The following is a 17,573-nucleotide window of genomic DNA, read 5'->3' on the forward strand; positions in this document are numbered from 1 at the left end:
CAATTTTACGCCTTGTTTCGCTTAACGTGTCCCCGCCTGCGAAGCAGATGCCGTTCTGCCTGACGGGTGTAAACGTCACATTTGGCTAATTGACGGGGTACCCACACAGCGCAAATAAGCGACCAGAACAAAAAGCTGTTTGAGCATAGTCGAACCATTCTGATTTTAACAGGCTTTTGGTGCGAGTTATTTTTTGTTCAGCTTATAAGCTGTTTGTGGGTCGGCAAGAAGCCTTAGTCACAGAAAGCCTTTTTGATTCCTTTTGAGGCTTTGGTCAAAAGGAATGCAAGGAATTTTAATTCCGCGCAGTGTATTATATAAAATAAAAGAACGTTTTTGTTATAATAAACTCAACTACTGATTGGCATTAATCATTTTAGGGCTTTGTCTTGCTGAGCAACACGAAGCATCTGTATGCAAGTAAACAAGGAACAAGATACGAGGCACTAGTTTCTTAACTTGTCAACAATTTAAATAACTACCGATTCACACGAATCATCTTTTCCGAATACGTTTCTCCATCAATTTGTATTTTTAGTACGTAAATTCCTGACGAGGTGAAATCCAACAGAAAATCTTGTTTATCCGTTTTATATGTCGCACATGCACGACCGGCTATATCAAAAACATGTATGCTTATCGGATTATTAACATCGCCGAATGATAATTTTACACTCCCGCTGTTTAGAGTATCAACTGTGTATGGTTTTCTTTTCTGTGTTTCAATTGCTATTCCTGACATCTGTTTTTGACGATGTTCTAATTGAGCCTCATACAACGAAGGTATCTTCGAAACAGGCTTATTCTGCAGTTCAACATACCCAACGGGGAAATTGCTATTGTTCACAGGTTTTCCTGTTATGCTTTTTGCAGTACATCCTATGGCATAGTTCTGAGCTGTTGGCGGTTTCTGTAACCCGATAATACCGGCACCGGTCATATCACAGTTCCACAACACAGAATGAACCGCAGCCCATCCGTGACCTGTTCCCATATCAACACGGTTATACAACCCCAACACGAAACTTCGTTTCAGGTTGGTTTCCTTATGCCCATCGTAAAGCATCCCTTGCGTCCAATGCCGATGCCCTTCATTTGTAGAATTCACAGCATCCGATATACAATTCAGAAAAACAACACCCGATGCGCTTGATGTTCCGTTAGAAACATAATGGTGCCGCCCGTTATTTGCGTAACAATCTTTGAAAAGTATGAGTTGCGAGTTTACGTATGTATTAAAGTTATACCGTCTTTCTCCCGTTATTATAGACACAGGATCAACAGCCTGACAATCTTCGATAGTTGTACGTGTAGCACAGTCTGTTATAAATCCAGACTGACCAAATCCCGAAGTTATAACATTCTTTGCCCACGCATTTTCTACACTTCTCAATCTGACAGCCTGCCAAGCATGATTTTCATCTTCACCTCCTGCGCTTTCTATGTCTATGCGCAGATTTTCAATCCCCACCTCTTTTATTATTGTAGTTTTGTTGAACTTATATACATAAGACTGAGACAACGATTTATTCAGCGTATAAAAAACCGGCGCATCAATCGTAATTTTATTCCCTTCAATTTTTTTTATGTAACGATGATAAATTATCGGAAACTGATTCTCCGACCACCTTTCATCAGCCTCACCTGTCGACGGGGCAGGAACTCCACCATAATCAATGGCTTTTAACCAAGTTTCGGAACATGGATGATAGATAGCGATCAAATCTCCTGCCTGATAAGGGCTTGCACTTGACACGGTGAAAGATGTTGCTCCAACAGGGACAATATCGTCCATTATATTTTTTTGGGTTCCGCTAATCTTCGAATTCCACCTATTCTGCATTGTGTTTCCCACCACAACCACATCCCGCTGATGTGGCATATTACCTTTTGCATAAATTATGGTAGAGTTTGTCTCCGATTTTCCATTCCCAACACCTCTTACAACAACCCCGTCATATTTTACATACAACGTCCCTGTCATTTCATACTTTCCGGCTTTCAGCAGCAATGCTCCACGAAATCCATTTGCATCCGGAGTTCTCTTACCCACTTCGTCAATTGCTGCTTGAATATGAGATGTATTATCTCCTGCAATTGGTGAAATTTCTTTTACAACCGGAATTGTTGGAATTTCAACACCACCACCTCTGTACCCGGCATAACTGAAATCGGGTATAATGAATCCGTCCGGGTCTGAAGCATAGGTCAAACTCCCCGATTCATCTATCTGAACAAGGCTTGTCTGTGCCGAAAGATTCACTCCCGCAAAAAGGCATATAAATAATAGTATAACTTTTATCTTCATGGATTAAGGATGTAACAGTGAAAAAGAAAGGGAAATCATAGAAAAAGATTTCCCCTTTCCTCATTAATCAAATTTACTTCAAACCAATATTACTGCTATCACTAGCCTTACCTATGAGTGGTGATTTAGAGCTCAACTGATAAAATGTTTTCTTTTCGAATTTAGGATCGGAATAAATCATCCCCTCTCCTATCCTGGCACCTCCTGATGCTGAAATTTTCCCGGCATCATATACATTGCTGAAACTTATCTTATTGTATGGGCCTGTCAGTCTTATAGGCGATTTAGCCATAGAGTTATAGAAAATAGTATTCTCTATATCTATAGTTACCAAGCCCGACTGACGTATCATCGTTTGATTTTCTTTGCTGTATACATTGTCAAAAACACAATGGTTGATATACAGATTGCCTCCTAAAGTAGATTCATCATTGCCCCCTCGCAAGAAATCCAAGGCCCATTGATCTATATTTCGGAATACAGTGTTTTCAAAGATTATAAATTCGGCACTATAAAGGCCTTTCTCATCTTTCTCGTCATTCAATGCAAAGCCTCTGTAACTATCTCTAAGTATAGAATTGGTCACTTTCAGGGTTTCGGCAAATGAGTTTTTGTAGGCTTTATAGATACACCCTCCATTTGTTTGCTTGAAATCGTATATTTCACAATTGTTGATGAAGATGTTATATGCATCCGAACTTTCTTTCGATGTTGCAAAAGCATACTTTGCCGGTACTTTTTGTTTCAATCCGGCATCTATTGCAATGCCATCTACGGTGAACGTGAGCGCGCTACCTATCTCAAATACGATTACAGTAGACCCTTCCGACTCGACCCTTACTACCGGTCTTTTTTTCGCTCCCTCCGCAGCACGGATTGTCAATGTATGAGGGATGAGCATCTTTCTCGAATTAACATATTCTCCTTCTTCCAATTCTATAATATCCCCGGCCTTCGATTTACGTATAGCTTTTAACAATGCGTCCGATTCGGGTGATATTTTCACTATTTTACCTGCCAATTCGGTTGGAGCAGGAACATACCAACCGGGTCCACAGTTGGTTTTAACAGCCTGTGTTTTCGTTGCTTGAGCTCCGTTCATCTCGATAGCTCCCAGCCATTTCTGAGTGCCACGTATGCGTCCGTCAATATCTGCTGTCACATAGGGTATATCAGATTTTGTAGTCAGCTTTGAGAATACCAGAGGCATTCCGGCTACACCTCTGCCAAGTCGGGCTTCTCCCTGCGCAAAGCCATCTCCAACTTCGTTTCCTTTCTCGCTATAAAGAAGGTTGTCGAAAAATTGTATTCCGTCAATCTTATCAAATGCTTTTATCAGAAGTGGCTCCGTCGGACAATAAACAATATTATTTGAGATTTTGACATCTTGCGGTGGCAATGTTCGTTCCTCATCACTACCTACACACAATTGCCAAGGCAGTTCACAGTCGATCCATGTATTGAAAGATATCTCTACATTTTTCACTTGAAGATAACGATTTGCCGGTGAGTTTGGCACTCCGTTCATAATCACCAAAGGTCCACGAAAATCTTTGCCTCTTAACCCATAGAAATAGTTGTTGAAAATCTTATGTCCTTCGTTTATGACACGGACTCCACCTGTGCTAGGTTTCATATTTCCGATGAAATAATTGCCCGAAACCTCGTTCCTGTTGCCATGTCGTAGCACAACGCTACCTTCGCACTCATAGAAGGTATTATCTATGATTCTGTTTTCACAAGACTTTATAGATACGATCTCCGTTTCGCCATTGCAATGTTCGAAATAATTTCCTTCAACTATCGTATTCGAGTTCTGTTCACAAACATGGCTTGTTCCGATGCGGATAGTTTCTCCGCCATTAGCTCCTAAACGAGGACGAGCGGCAAAATAGTTCCGGTATACTCTATGATAATTCTGATTATGCCCTTCTCCGTTTGGCCAGACAATAAGTGTTACTCCCTGATTCGTCTTCCCTCCAAAATAGCAATATTCTACGGTGTTATGACGCCCCCAGAGGTTTACCCACGCATCTTGTTCCGAACGGTCGGCTTTATTATATCTATCAATCACGCAGTTACGCAACACGGAATGGTTGGCAGTTTTTGAAGTACCTCTTCTAAAATCTATGACCTCCTTTGTTGGTGTATTGCCATTGATAAAGACCAAACCGTCTACAACCAGATAGTTTCCATACATCTGAAGGTTGGACAAGCCCTCCATAGTTGTCTTTCCATACTCTTCCACTGTCAGTGTTATAGGCTGAGACTCTGTCCCTTCGCCGAAGAAAACCAACTGAGCGTCTTTCCATACACCTTTCGACAAGACAAGAGAATCACCGGGCTGAAGAATCTTCACTTTTTCATTATATTCTACCATAGTAGCCACCTTGTATGTAGTAGCATTTAGTAAAAAAAACTGTAAGCAAAGAAATATACTTGTAAAAATTATTTTTTTCATGGTTTTTCTTAATTGAAAGAGATGTTTGCCCCAAAAGAAATTCCTTTTTACTTTTGGGACAAACCTGCTCTGTTTTAATCTTTTTGGAACCAGCAATTGAACGTCATTGTAGTCTGTCTCTTAATATCGTCCGGAACATCCACCTTAACAATCTCTATGAATCCAACTTTCTGCACAGTTGCTCCTGATGAATCGAATTTTTGGAACATCAACACATCACCTTCCGAGAATGGATTGGATGGATTTATATTGTTATAGTTGAATCGAGGAGTATTGAGTGTTGCATTCTGTATCTTCGCCTCACTTATTATTTCCGGACTTATCTTACCCAATGTTCTGTTCTTGACCTGAGTATAGAACGGGCCTTCGTTCTTGTTGGTCGGCCTCATCAACCTGAATTTCAAAACTGTCGGCAATTTTTCGCCCGGCAATAACGTTTCGCCACACATGAACATAGATGTTTGGTTTGCGCTATTGCTTGGGTTGTTTATTTGGAACGTGCCATTAGAGTCGCTCCAGGTTATAAAGAAGCTTATATTATTTTTGTTTGCTGCATATTCACAAGCCGAATAGAAAATACCTTTCTCAACGTTAAAGAACTGGTTGGTCATAGCCGGATCTTGTGCATGTATCTCCAATCCGGGATAGAAAGTTACTTCGTTGGAAATAGAAGGGACATTGATTACGAAGTTAGACACAACTGTCATTTGCTCTGTCTCGTTGTATACCAATATCATATCCACTTTTGTCTCTGCATAATATGATGTAGGGATAGTAAACGTTACTTCGGTTGGTGTTTGAGACTCGAAGTTGATAGCCTCATCGCCCAACAGTATACGTGTTCCTGAATCCATATTAGTACCTGTAATAGTTATAGTTTCACCTATTGTTGCCGAAGTGGGGAATTCCGAAACAACCGGAACAGCGGTAGGTTTAGCGATAACGAAATTTTCCGTATCTGAGACAACAACCTCCGACGCGCCGTCCAAATACCCGATAGCGACTTTAACCGAAGCCCCAACTGTGAGTTGAGGAACAATGAAGCCTAAACTATCATTAGTCACATACGATATCTTGGCTGCAACGTCACCTACATACACATTCATCACTGATTTTAGATCTGTACCTTTCATTATCACAGTTTCTCCGATAGTCATCTTTCCTTCGACCGATGGCCTGACTCCTGCCAATGTAGGGACAACAACCTCAACAGTGAAATCGCTACTACTTTCTGCAATGCCCTTAGGATTCTTCACCTGTATTTTTCCACTTCGAGCTTCCGGGCTGACTTCGATCAGAATTTTTGTGTTCGATATACGGTTCTTTATAGTAGCCAATTCGCCACCGATGTATACGGTATCTACCGTTGCAAAGTTTACTCCTGCAATCATTATTTCTGTTCCGGGCGCTCCGGAAAGAGGCTCGAATGATGTTATTGCAGGTTCAACAACACTTCCTCTTATGTCTGATGTATCGATTTGCCCGTCTTCGTCACAAGCAACCAACGTGAACGAAAGTATAACCGACAAAAATATCGCCAATTTATATGATATATTTTTCATCTTATTTCTCATTTAAAAAATTAGTAACCATAATTTTGTGTTATCACAATCTTGTTGTTCGAATCGATTTCACGTTGTGGAATCGGAAGTAACAATTGCCATTCCTTTACTATTTCTGTCGGTTTTGGTGCAATATCCTTATATCTTGCATAGAAGTTTTTATCCGAATCGAAGATCTGATAGTTCAGCACCTCTAATGCTCTGCCCGTACGCACCAAGTCGAAGAAACGATGATTTTCGAAAGCAAACTCAACACGTCTTTCCTTTTCAATAGCCAAACGGCATTCGGCCTGACTTGTAACCATGGTTAACGCAGGTAAATTTCCATGAACATTTCTCACATCATTAATCAGCGGCAATGCATTTACATGCCCCTCTTGTTCGTTGATGATCTCGGCAAGCATCAATAACACATCAGAATAGCGTAGAATGGGCCAATCGTTTTCGGCATCATACGTCACAGATACCGGAGAAAGATATTTCTTCACATAGTTTTTCACCCAAGTAGCATTTCCGAATGTGCTCACAGTCACGTCTTTTCTGGCATCATTTGCCTCATACGCTTTTTCCATAAAGTCATAAGAGGGGAAGTTCCATCCACTACCATCGCCATTAACCACAGCATTTCCGCTCGATGTTGGAGCAAACCTGTTTGCAAAAGGTGAACCCAGTCCATTTGCATTTGCCTTGTAACGAACGGCAAAGATAATTTCGTCGTTCATTTCTCTATTTATTGCAAATACTTCATTGTATGGCAACAGTCTGTGTTTACCACTGCCTTTTACGTCCAACAATAGGGTTTTCGCTTCCGATAGTTGCCCCAATGTTAAATATACCTTAGCCAATAATGTTTTGGCTGCAAGTTGACTTACCCGTCCAAGATTTTCGTCGTCCCATTTTTCAGGTAAAGCATCCGAAGCAGCAAAAGTCAAATCTTCTATTATTTGTTTGTAAACATCCTCAACCGGCGAACGGTCTTTCAATTTAGCTTCGTCCGGAGAAATATCTTCTGTTATTATAAACAACGGACCATACAATCTGACCAAATTGAAATAGTGATGAGCACGGATGAAACGCGCCTGAGCTTCCAGATTCTTTCTTTCCGACTCGTTTGTGGCAAGACTGATAGATTTCAATACCGTATTGGTTCTTCCTATGTTTGCATAAGAATCCATCCAATAGTCATAAACCTTAGCGTGAGTTGGCAATAGGGAAAACATGTCCAACTGATTGAACTCTATGTTCTGAGCATTTGTACTTGTGGGCGTTCCCTGAACCGCATTGTCACTGCGCAGTTCGGTCAGCATCCACTCTGTTTCCATCGGTTTTTGCAATCCGTTGTAACATCCTATAACAGCCGCACGCAGTTGTTGTATCGTCTCCAGTTTCTTATCAGGAGAAAGGATTTCAGAATCTGCATCTATATCAAGGGTTTCATCGCAAGCGTAAAAAGATATAAACGCTATCAGACTGATATAATATATTATTTTTTTCATGATAAATTGCTATTTATTTTTTTTAGAATGTAATGTCAATACCTACTGTGAATGTACGCTGCAATGGATAACCTCCACGTTGATATCCGCTAACCATAGGAGAATTGTAAGGGTTTGATGTTATCCTCGATTCGGGATTGATTCCTTTATAATCGCCCATCATGATATAAAGTAAGTTTTGCATAGCCGAATAGAAACGGATACCTCTCAAACCAAGCTTCTTAGCTTCTTTTGCCGGCAATCTGTAGCCTATCTGAACATCCCGAAGTGCTATATAAGAAGCATCTTCAACAACATAATCTGTCAACATTCTTTCTATACCGTTTGTGTAGTAAGGAGTCTTTCCATTACCCGGAAACATAGCAGATACCCAACGATTCTTCACATAATCTTTATTCAACTTAACAACTTCCGAGTAGTAGTGGTCACCATTTATTACATCTATGCCCTGAACACCTTGAAGCATGAAAGAAAAGTCTATATTCCGATATCTGAAAGTATTTGTCATACCCCATGTAAAGTCGGGGAAGGGATTACCAGTCACAACACGGTCGTCTGCATTAACAACTCCATCGCCATTTGTATCAACAACCTTCAAGCCTCCTGCAACTGTTGACACATTATAGGTTGTATGTTCTTTAGCAGCCGCAATTTCCTCGTCAGAAAGCCATACGCCATCAGTTTTGTATCCGAAGAATTGAATTGCCGGTTGACCAACAATTGCCGCATAAACCTCGTTACGCTCGCCATAACGATACTCGTATGGAGCACCTCCGATAGAAATAAGTTTGTTGCTGTTGGTAGAGAAGTTGAGTGATGTTGACCATTCAAAATCTTTATTCGTAATATTTACTGTTGTCAATTCTATATCCAACCCTCTGTTGCGAACCTTTCCTCCATTATTCCAATATTGGTTATAGCCGGGGAAAGACATAGTATTTTGCAGGAACAATAGCTTGTCGGTAATTGAATAATAATATTCGAGATTCAACATAATGCGGTTTTTCAATATACCGAAGTCGATACCCGTATTGTATTCCTTGGTACGTTCCCAACCTAAATTGTCATTTCCTAAAACATAACTTGTGGCTGCAATACCCGGAGTCACCATATTATTGGTTCCTAATGGATAGTGCGCACCCAAAAACGAATTGGAATAAGCATAGCTGGATCCTGATGCAATAGCCGATTTATTCATCGGTAAATTATCATTACCCGTTAGCCCGTAAGAAGCTCTCAGTTTTAAAGAACTGATTGTAGGAACGGCTTTCATAAAACCTTCTTCTTCAACACGCCATCCTGCCGAAACCGATGGGAACCACGTCCAACGATTTCCTTTTGCCAGACGAGAGCTACCATCGGTACGCAAACTTGCCGACAACAAGTACTTATCTTTATATGCATAATTCACACGTCCCAAATAAGAAACTAATGCTTTTCCATATTTGTACGTAGAGCCATTAGATAAAGCTGCATAATTTATAGTCTGAATTTCGTCTGTCGGGAAATTAGAACCACTGATGTAAGTATATTCATAGTTATCTTTCTGGTAAGTGAATCCCAATAAACCTTGAATAGAATGATCGCGAGCAATTGTAGTATTATAATTCAGTGTGTTTTCCGTAAGGAAACTTGTCGACATGCTCGAATTGAATGTAGCCTGATTTGGTTCGCCCTCTTTCTTTGCACCCGCCGACAGATAAGTATTGTCTTTTGTATAATTCAAGTAGATACTGTTGGAAGATTTAAACTCCAGGCCTTTCATTATTTCATAAGTCAAATAGCCACTAGTCATCAAACGATATTGGTAATTCTTGCGCGTGTCGCCTTCCATTATCGATTTCGGGTTATTGTTTTGTGACGACCACGGATCAAGAGGCCCATTAGATATCCATTCTTCCCCATCGGGCATTACCCCTCTATACGTCAGGTTGCTAAAGTGTCGTGGATGTGCCCACGAGCCGATAGCCTGACCTGTATAAGCTGCTGTTTCGGCAGTGTGTTTTACCGGCAGCCACGAACGGAAACGATAGAAGTCCGTATAGTTGTTAGATGGTCTTTCTCTTTTACTGTAAGTAGGGTTAAGGTTTACTCCAACCTTCAATTTTTTACTCAGTTGAGCATCAATTTTTGCACGTACACTAAACTTATCGTATACGTTATGCTCCATCATACCTTGGTCTGTATTATAGTTTCCTGATATATAATATTTTATTTCCTTTACACCACCCGAAACGCTTAACTGATAATTTCCCATATAGGCAGCATCGCGCAAAGCCTCGTCTTGCCAATCCGTATTGTTACCATAAATTTGAGTGTTTATAACATACTCTGCACGTTCTTGCTCCGTTATTTTATTCCAGTTGGCTTCTGCCACACTAGGGTCTTCCTGACGAAGTCCGGCCTCGTTATATAACAATCTCACATAATCGGAATAATTCATATTATCGTGCTTCTTATAAGCTTGCTTTATTCCATGATACATATTGAACGTATACTTTGGTTTCGCTATCGTTCCATTTTTTGTTGTTATGATGATAACCCCGTTAGATCCGCGTGAACCATAAATAGCTGCCGATGCAGCATCCTTCAACACCTCTATCGATTCGATATCTGCAGCCTCTACGAAAGCTAATCCATCTGCCACCGGCATACCATCAACAACTACAAGAGGTTCGCTATCTGTGCTCAACGATCCCATACCACGCACACGTATCTGAGGGGCAACCCCTGCTTCACTTGTCGTATTCTGAATCGTAACACCGGCTATTTTCCCCTGCAATGCTTGGTCAACTCGCGTTACGGGCAAGTCTGAAAGACCTTCACCCTTAAGTTTGGATACAGAACCCGTCAGATGCGATTTCTTTTGCACACCATATCCGATAACGACCAGTTCCTCCAGATTTTGCAAATCTTCACTCATCGTTACGTTAATAACAGAGTTGTTGCCCACAGGTATATTTTGTTGTACAAACCCAATAAAAGAAAACTGAAGTACAGTTTTTGAGCCTTCTACCTGAATGGAGTAATTTCCATCTATATCTGTTATGGTACCGATAGTTGCTCCTTGAATTTTGACCGTAACACCAATTAAAGGTATTCCTTCGTTATCAACAACAGTACCACTTACAGTCTTAGCCTGCTGTGCTTCGGCAGGAGATGCCAGGGCTTGAATATTCCCCCCGGACAATGCCAGAATCAAAAAGATGAGCCCAGCCCTAAAAAATAAATTCTTCATAATAAGAATGTTTTTCATTTGGTTGTTCTTTGTTATTTAAGTTTATCAATTTTATATTTCTTATACATGGTATATTTTCAGAAAGTATTGATATATGTGTTTTATGTACGTTTCAAAGATATATACAGATAAATAGCCTTACTTGTAAAATTCAATCAAACTTTTGCAAGAATAGTTCAAAACCGGGAGTAGAACCGGCTTTGCTCTTTTATACTTCTAGCAACTCCTGATTCTTTCGCTACAACAAAGACCCTATGGCACACCTCAAATTTTCAAAATCACCGAATCAATTGGTATACCAATTTGGTTTGACAAATATAAAATAAATAATTACACATCAATACTGCATTAACATTCGAAAAACCATCAACAAAGACAAATAAGCACATAATTAACTGAAATACAAATCATTAAATATATAAATGTTTTATAACATAGAAAGATTACCCCTACATATATTTTTTTATATGAAAACATCTTGTACTTTTGGAAAACCAAACTGGTATACCAGATTGTTAAATTCACATATTATTTTTAATTTTATCTCATTTAAGGATATAAATGGTCAACCAATTCAGGATTTAATTAAAAATAACTAAACATAAAAGATGGACACATTAGACAATAACAAACAAATAAAGTCGGAAAGCACAGAGAAACCCGTTGACTCAATAATAAGTCAACTTAAATACCTGATTAGTTCGGGGCAACTGAAACCCGGAGACAAACTATTGTCGGAAAGAAAACTTGCCGAAAAATTCGGAGTAGGAAGAGCTCCTGTAAGGGAAGCTATAAAAAAACTGGAATTTTATGGAATTCTAAAAACACAGCCTCAATCGGGCACTTTTGTTGCTGCGCTAGAAACTTCTGCTTTAGAAGACCTGATTTCGGATGCGATGCAAATTGAGACTTACGATTTTTTCTCTTTGGTTGAAACAAGGCAAATACTAGAAGTGAACGCGATCAGGCTATGTTGCGAAAGAAGAACAGAGGCCGATTTGCGAATTTTGGAAAAAAGCATGCTCATTTGCGAAAAGAAGATAAAAGAAGGAAATGCAGCAGTGGAAGAAGACTTGAACTTTCATAGACAAATAGCTCAGGCTTCTAAAAATCAAGTATTGAAATCGATGATGCTGATCATCACCCCTGATATCATGACAAATTACAGAAAATACTGGATTTGTGACAAGAACAAGAATATAGCAGGCATGGAGCATAATCTTTTGTTCGAGTATATCCGCAGTCAGGATGCAGATGGGGCAGAAATGATGATGATACAGCATTTGAAAGGCGTTATGAATTTTGCAAAGGCTGAAATTCATCCCGAAAATTTTAAAGAAAACAATCAAATCAAATATTGAGTATAGTGAAAAAAACATTTACATACTTCATTCTAACTGTTATTGCGGCATTCTTTTCCGCATCGCTGTTTGCTGCAAACGAGCATCCCTGCCTGATTCTCAGCAAGGATGGTGTGGCAAAAATAAAGAGAGAAACAGGAAAGGTTCCATTGTTCGACAAAACTCTAAGTGCAGCAAAGTCGGAAATAGATTTAATCGTAAACTCGCCAATCGACGTTCCTGCACCTAAAGACGCAGGAGGTGGATATACACACGAACGCCACAAGAAAAATTACAATGAAATGTATAAGGCAGGAGTACTTTATCAATTGTATGGCGACCAAAAATATGCACTTTTCATAAAAAACATGTTGAATGAATATGCTAAAATGTATCCTACATTGCCATTGCACCCTGTTCAAAAATCGAAATACAGAGGCAAACTGTTCTGGCAAGGATTGAACGAGTGTGTTTGGCTGGTTCATACGGCACAGGCATACGATTGTGTATATGATTACCTGACAGCAAAGGAACGGGAAAATATCGAGAAAAATCTTTTTGTTCCAATGGTTAAGTTCATTGCAGAAGACAATTACGAAACATTCAACAAGATACACAATCACGGAACTTGGGCTGTTGCCGGAGTGGGTATGATAGGCTATGTAACAGGAAACAAAGATTGGGTGGAAAAATCTCTCTATGGCTCCGAAAAAGACAAGAAAACAGGCTTTTTGATGCAGATAAACAAACTTTTCTCTCCTGACGGATATTTCACAGAAGGACCTTATTATCAACGATATTCGTTGCAGCCATTTATCGTCTTTGCTCAGGCAATAGAGAAAAATCAGCCGGAACTGAAAATATTTGAATATCGCAACCAGATTCTATCGAAAGCCGTTCATACATCTTTGCAACTGGCATACACAGACGGGCAATTCTTCCACCTAAATGATGCCTTAGACAAAACATGGCATAGTATAGAAATCGTTTACGGGGTAGATATTATCTATAATAAAACAAAAGACAACAGCTTGCTTGCCATCGCAAAAGAACAAGGTCAAGTAATACTTGGCGATGCCGGAATAGAAGTGGCAAAAGCAATAGCCGAAAACAGATCAGAACCATTCGGACAAAAAACAATCCTCATTCGCGACGGAGCCAATGGCGACGAAGGTGGCATAGGAATCCTCCGTATGGGAGACTCTTCCGATCAAACGGCACTTGTATTTAAGGCGACGGCACAAGGTATGGGACACGGGCACTTTGACAAGTTGTCAATCTCTTACTATGACAATGGCAAAGAAATATTGCAAGACTATGGTGCGGCTCGTTTCTTAAATATTGAACCTAAAAACGGCGGTCATTATCTTCCTGAAAATGATGATTGGGCAAAACAAACCATCGCTCATAACACACTTGTGGTGGACGAAACATCCAATTATGGAGGCAAACTGAATATTGCAGAAAAACATTCGCCCACTATCACGGGTTTTTACGACGGAAAAGATATAAAAGCTGTTTCAGCCATAGAAACCAATGCATATTCGGGAGTTGAAATGAACAGAACTTTATTGATGATTCAACCCGAAGGTTTTTCAAAACCGCTGGTATTAGATGTATATGATGTTGATTCTGAAAGCGATCATCAATACGACCTGTCATTTTACTACATGGGGCAACTCATGTCAACAGATATTAAGTATACAGCACATACAACGCAACGCACCCAATTGGGCACGAAGAATGGTTACCAATATCTTTGGAAAGAAGCCGAATCTGCGGAAAATATGGAGGGAAATAATGTATACATGACATTCCTGAATGGAAATAGGTTCTATTCCATTACAACAGTAAACAACAATAACAACAGATATTTCTTTAACAGGATTGGAGCAAATGACCCAAATTTCAATTTGAGAAACGAGCCTTCGTTTATGATAAGAAATAATGGGAGCAAGGCAACTTTCGTTTCTGTGATAGAGGCTCATGGCGAATTTAATCCGAGAGAAGAATATACCATCCAGCCCTATTCTAACATAAAATCCGTTAGCTATGCCAACCACAACGCAGACAAACAGATAAACATAGAAACAAAAGATAATAAAACAGTTACGGTTTCCATCAAAGATGGAGCATATTCCGTAAAAGTAAAGTAACATAAAAAGAAACAATTATGATGGAAGAAGTTAAAAGCAATCCGTTTTTTATTGCAGCAGACGAAAAAATATATGACGCAGATAAAGGGATTACACGCCAGTTTGTAGGATATGACAACAGTATAATGATGGTTAAGGTAATGTTCGAGAAAGGCGCAATCGGTCAACAACATGCTCATATCCACGCTCAAACAACCTACGTTGTATCGGGAAAATTTGAAATGACAATCGGAGACGAAACAAAAATATTGCAGGCTGGTGATGGTTTTTATACAGAGCCTAACATCATGCACGGATGTGTTTGTCTTGAAGCCGGGATACTGATTGACGTTTTTAGTCCTATAAGAGAAGATTTCTACGCAACCATTTAAAATCTAACCCCTCTCTATCTTTTTTTTAATAAAAATCTGAACAGGCCTTGTAAGGCTTGTATAGGACAACTTTATCTCTAAATTTCACCTAAAGAATACGATAAACAACTTAATATCAAAAAGTTATTATGAAAATCAAAGGTTTACGTTGGTGGGTAATCGGTCTGATAATGTTGATTACAATTATCAACTATCTGGACAGAGGAACACTCAATTATATGTGGGTTGCCAACATCGAATATGAGTTGGTAGACCAAATAACAAACACTGAAAACCGGGAAAATCAGGCTCAGTATATAGCGGCTGACAAAACATACAGACTGGTAGCTAAAAACGGAAAAGAAATAATTCGGGATGCTGCTCATATATCTTTCAAAAACGAAGGGAAAACGGTTGTAAATAAAGAAGGTATTGCATACGACCTTGGAATAGTAGACAAGCATGCATCACCCGAAGAAACAGAAAAGCAAGCTAAAGACATACTTGGCACAATTACCATTTTTTTCATGATTGCCTACGGAATCAGCCAGCTTTTTTCAGGAAAACTGTATGACAAGATTGGAACACGAAAAGGATTTGTTGTTTCCGTATTGCTTTGGGGAACTGCCGACGCTCTAACGTCTTTGGCAAGAGGAAAAATCTCGCTCACGGCATTCCGTATGATGCTCGGACTGGGTGAAGCCGGACCTTGGCCCGGAACAACTAAGAGCAATGCAGAATGGTTCCCTCAAAAAGAACGTGCCTTTGCACAAGGTCTTTTCGGGGCAGCAGCTTCCATCGGATCAATCCTTGCCCCTATCATCATACTGATGCTTTATATGTCTTTAGGCTGGAAGGTAACGTTTGTTGTTGTCGGCGGATTAGGCTTATTGTGGTTGATACCTTGGCTTATCATCAATAAGAAAGGGCCGAAAGAGCATCCTTGGATTACGGAAGAAGAAAAACACTATATACTTAGCGGTCAACCCGAAGCAAAAATCACAAACGATAAAGGTAAATCGTGGGGAGAATTGTTGTCAAATAAGAAAAACTATTCGGTAATACTTGGCCGCTTCTTCCTTGACCCGATCTGGTGGATGTTTGTGACCTATCTGCCAATGTATTTGATAGCACAATTTGATTTGAACATTAAAGAATTAGCATTTTCGGCATGGATACCTTACGTGGGAGCCATGGTAGGAAGTATTGCCGGCGGATGGTTCTCCGGATATCTTATCCGTAAAGGAAAGAGTGTCAATTATGCAAGAAAAGCAGCCATGCTATTAGGTGGTATTATAATCATTCCGTCGATCATAGCTTCCGTAATGGCACAAAGCGCAGTAATGGCTGTTGTGTTGATGGCATTCGTACTTGCAGGATTCCAATTCACAATGACTAATATTCAGACATTGGCTAGCGACTTGCACACAGGAAAATCGGTAGGATCATTAGCCGGTATTGGTGGCGCAGCAGCCGTATTGGGTACCATTCTGGCAATGGTATTTGCAAAATACATAACCAGCTGGCCTTTATTATTTGGTCTTTTGGGTGCATTGGTTCCACTGTCATTAATATCTATCTTCTTGACTATCGGGAAGATTGAACAAATAGAAAACAAAAAATAATAGTTCAGTTACAAGTTACAAGTAGACGAGTTATAAGTTTTAAGTTATACAACTTACAGCCAACTCGTTTACTGTGCAACTATCCGAAGGGTGATGTAACTCATAACACAGATTAAATAGAACATTTAAGATTAAAAAAATTATGAAACTGAAAGGAAAAGTTGCCATCGTTACGGGTGGCGCAAGAGACTTAGGAAGAGCTATCTCCGTAAAATTGGCTTCGGAAGGTGCTAAAGTTGTTATCAACTATTTTGACAAAATAGAAGAAGCGGAAGATACTCAGAAAATGGTAAAAGAAATCGGCGGCGAGTCAATCATTGTACAAGGAGATATGACAAAAGCTGCTGATGTGAAAAGACTTTTTGACGAAGGCATGAAGGCTTTTGGCGGAAAACTTGACATCTTGGTAAATGTAGTTGGCGGACTTGTTGGACGTAAAACAATTACGGAACAAGACGAAGACTGGTACAACTTCTTGATGGACGTAAACATGAAAAGCTGCTGGTTGTGTACACGCGAGGCTGTTCCTTACATGACGGACGGTGGTTCTATCATCAATTTCTCCTCGCTTGCCGCAAGAGACGGTGGTGGTGCAGGCGCTTCATTGTATGCAACATCGAAAGGGGCGGTTATGACATTTACACGCTCTATGGCTAAAGAATTAGGTCCGAAAGGAATCCGCGTGAATGCTCTTGCTCCGGGCACTATTGCAACATCGTTCCACGACAGATTCAACACACCCGAAAACAGAGAAAAGATGAAAGCAGTCTATCCTCTTCGCAGGGAAGGTGACGCCGACGACGTTGCCGACTTGGTTGCATTCTTTGCTGCTGACGATTCCGACTATATCACAGGTACAAACGTTGATATTAACGGAGGGATCTTCTTCTCGTAAAGGTTTACCTATCAAACAATATAAGAAACAGGGGCCTGCCTGTTTCTTATATTGATTCTTCAATTGCACAGGCTCCTTCCTATTTGAATGGAATTTACAATATTCTGATTGATTTCTACAAAGAAATTTTAGCTTAAATCGT

Annotated in this window: 10 protein-coding genes; 5 read left to right on the forward strand and 5 right to left on the reverse strand. The window is 39.9% G+C overall.

The window, feature by feature from the left end; translation table 11 throughout:
* Positions 1–478: 478 nt before the first annotated feature.
* From D0T56_RS08285 to D0T56_RS08305, 5 genes are all read right to left on the reverse strand, one after another.
* On the reverse strand, positions 479–2,308 hold the full coding sequence (locus D0T56_RS08285; protein ID WP_163319669.1) for a T9SS type A sorting domain-containing protein: 1,830 nt from the start codon (positions 2,306–2,308) through the stop codon (positions 479–481).
* Positions 2,309–2,381: 73 nt separating this feature from the next.
* Positions 2,382–4,769 carry a polysaccharide lyase 6 family protein gene (locus D0T56_RS08290; RefSeq protein WP_163319670.1) on the reverse strand — a complete coding sequence of 796 codons (2,388 nt, stop codon included), beginning with the start codon at positions 4,767–4,769 and terminating at the stop codon, positions 2,382–2,384.
* 74 nt (positions 4,770–4,843) lie between these two features.
* Positions 4,844–6,331, reverse strand: coding sequence for an IPT/TIG domain-containing protein (locus D0T56_RS08295; RefSeq protein WP_163319671.1), 1,488 nt, complete (start codon positions 6,329–6,331; stop codon positions 4,844–4,846).
* Between the two features lie 20 nt (positions 6,332–6,351).
* The gene (locus D0T56_RS08300) at positions 6,352–7,827 is read right to left on the reverse strand and encodes a RagB/SusD family nutrient uptake outer membrane protein (RefSeq protein ID WP_163319672.1); all 1,476 of its coding nucleotides are present in this window, start codon (positions 7,825–7,827) and stop codon (positions 6,352–6,354) included.
* 22 nt (positions 7,828–7,849) lie between these two features.
* Positions 7,850–11,065 carry a TonB-dependent receptor gene (locus D0T56_RS08305; RefSeq protein ID WP_163319673.1) on the reverse strand — a complete coding sequence of 1,072 codons (3,216 nt, stop codon included), beginning with the start codon at positions 11,063–11,065 and terminating at the stop codon, positions 7,850–7,852.
* A gap of 608 nt (positions 11,066–11,673) precedes the next feature.
* Here D0T56_RS08305 and D0T56_RS08310 point away from each other — a divergent pair.
* The 5 genes from D0T56_RS08310 to D0T56_RS08330 all read left to right on the forward strand — a co-directional run bounded on the left by D0T56_RS08310 (position 11,674) and on the right by D0T56_RS08330 (position 17,431).
* Positions 11,674–12,426, forward strand: coding sequence for a FadR/GntR family transcriptional regulator (locus D0T56_RS08310; RefSeq protein WP_163319674.1), 753 nt, complete (start codon positions 11,674–11,676; stop codon positions 12,424–12,426).
* A 5-nt stretch (positions 12,427–12,431) separates the two neighbouring features.
* On the forward strand, positions 12,432–14,561 hold the full coding sequence (locus D0T56_RS08315) for a heparinase II/III family protein (protein WP_370458793.1): 2,130 nt from the start codon (positions 12,432–12,434) through the stop codon (positions 14,559–14,561).
* A gap of 20 nt (positions 14,562–14,581) precedes the next feature.
* The gene (locus D0T56_RS08320; protein WP_163319760.1) at positions 14,582–14,932 is read left to right on the forward strand and encodes a cupin domain-containing protein; all 351 of its coding nucleotides are present in this window, start codon (positions 14,582–14,584) and stop codon (positions 14,930–14,932) included.
* A 128-nt stretch (positions 14,933–15,060) separates the two neighbouring features.
* Positions 15,061–16,536: an MFS transporter gene (locus D0T56_RS08325; protein WP_163319675.1), complete on the forward strand. Its 1,476-nt coding sequence runs from the start codon at positions 15,061–15,063 to the stop codon at positions 16,534–16,536.
* Between the two features lie 142 nt (positions 16,537–16,678).
* A complete protein-coding gene (locus D0T56_RS08330; RefSeq protein ID WP_163319676.1) occupies positions 16,679–17,431 on the forward strand; it encodes an SDR family NAD(P)-dependent oxidoreductase in 753 nt (250 codons plus the stop codon).
* Positions 17,432–17,573 lie beyond the last annotated feature (142 nt).

This window comes from Dysgonomonas sp. 520 (assembly GCF_010501095.1).
Classification (GTDB): Bacteria; Bacteroidota; Bacteroidia; order Bacteroidales; family Dysgonomonadaceae; genus QVMP01.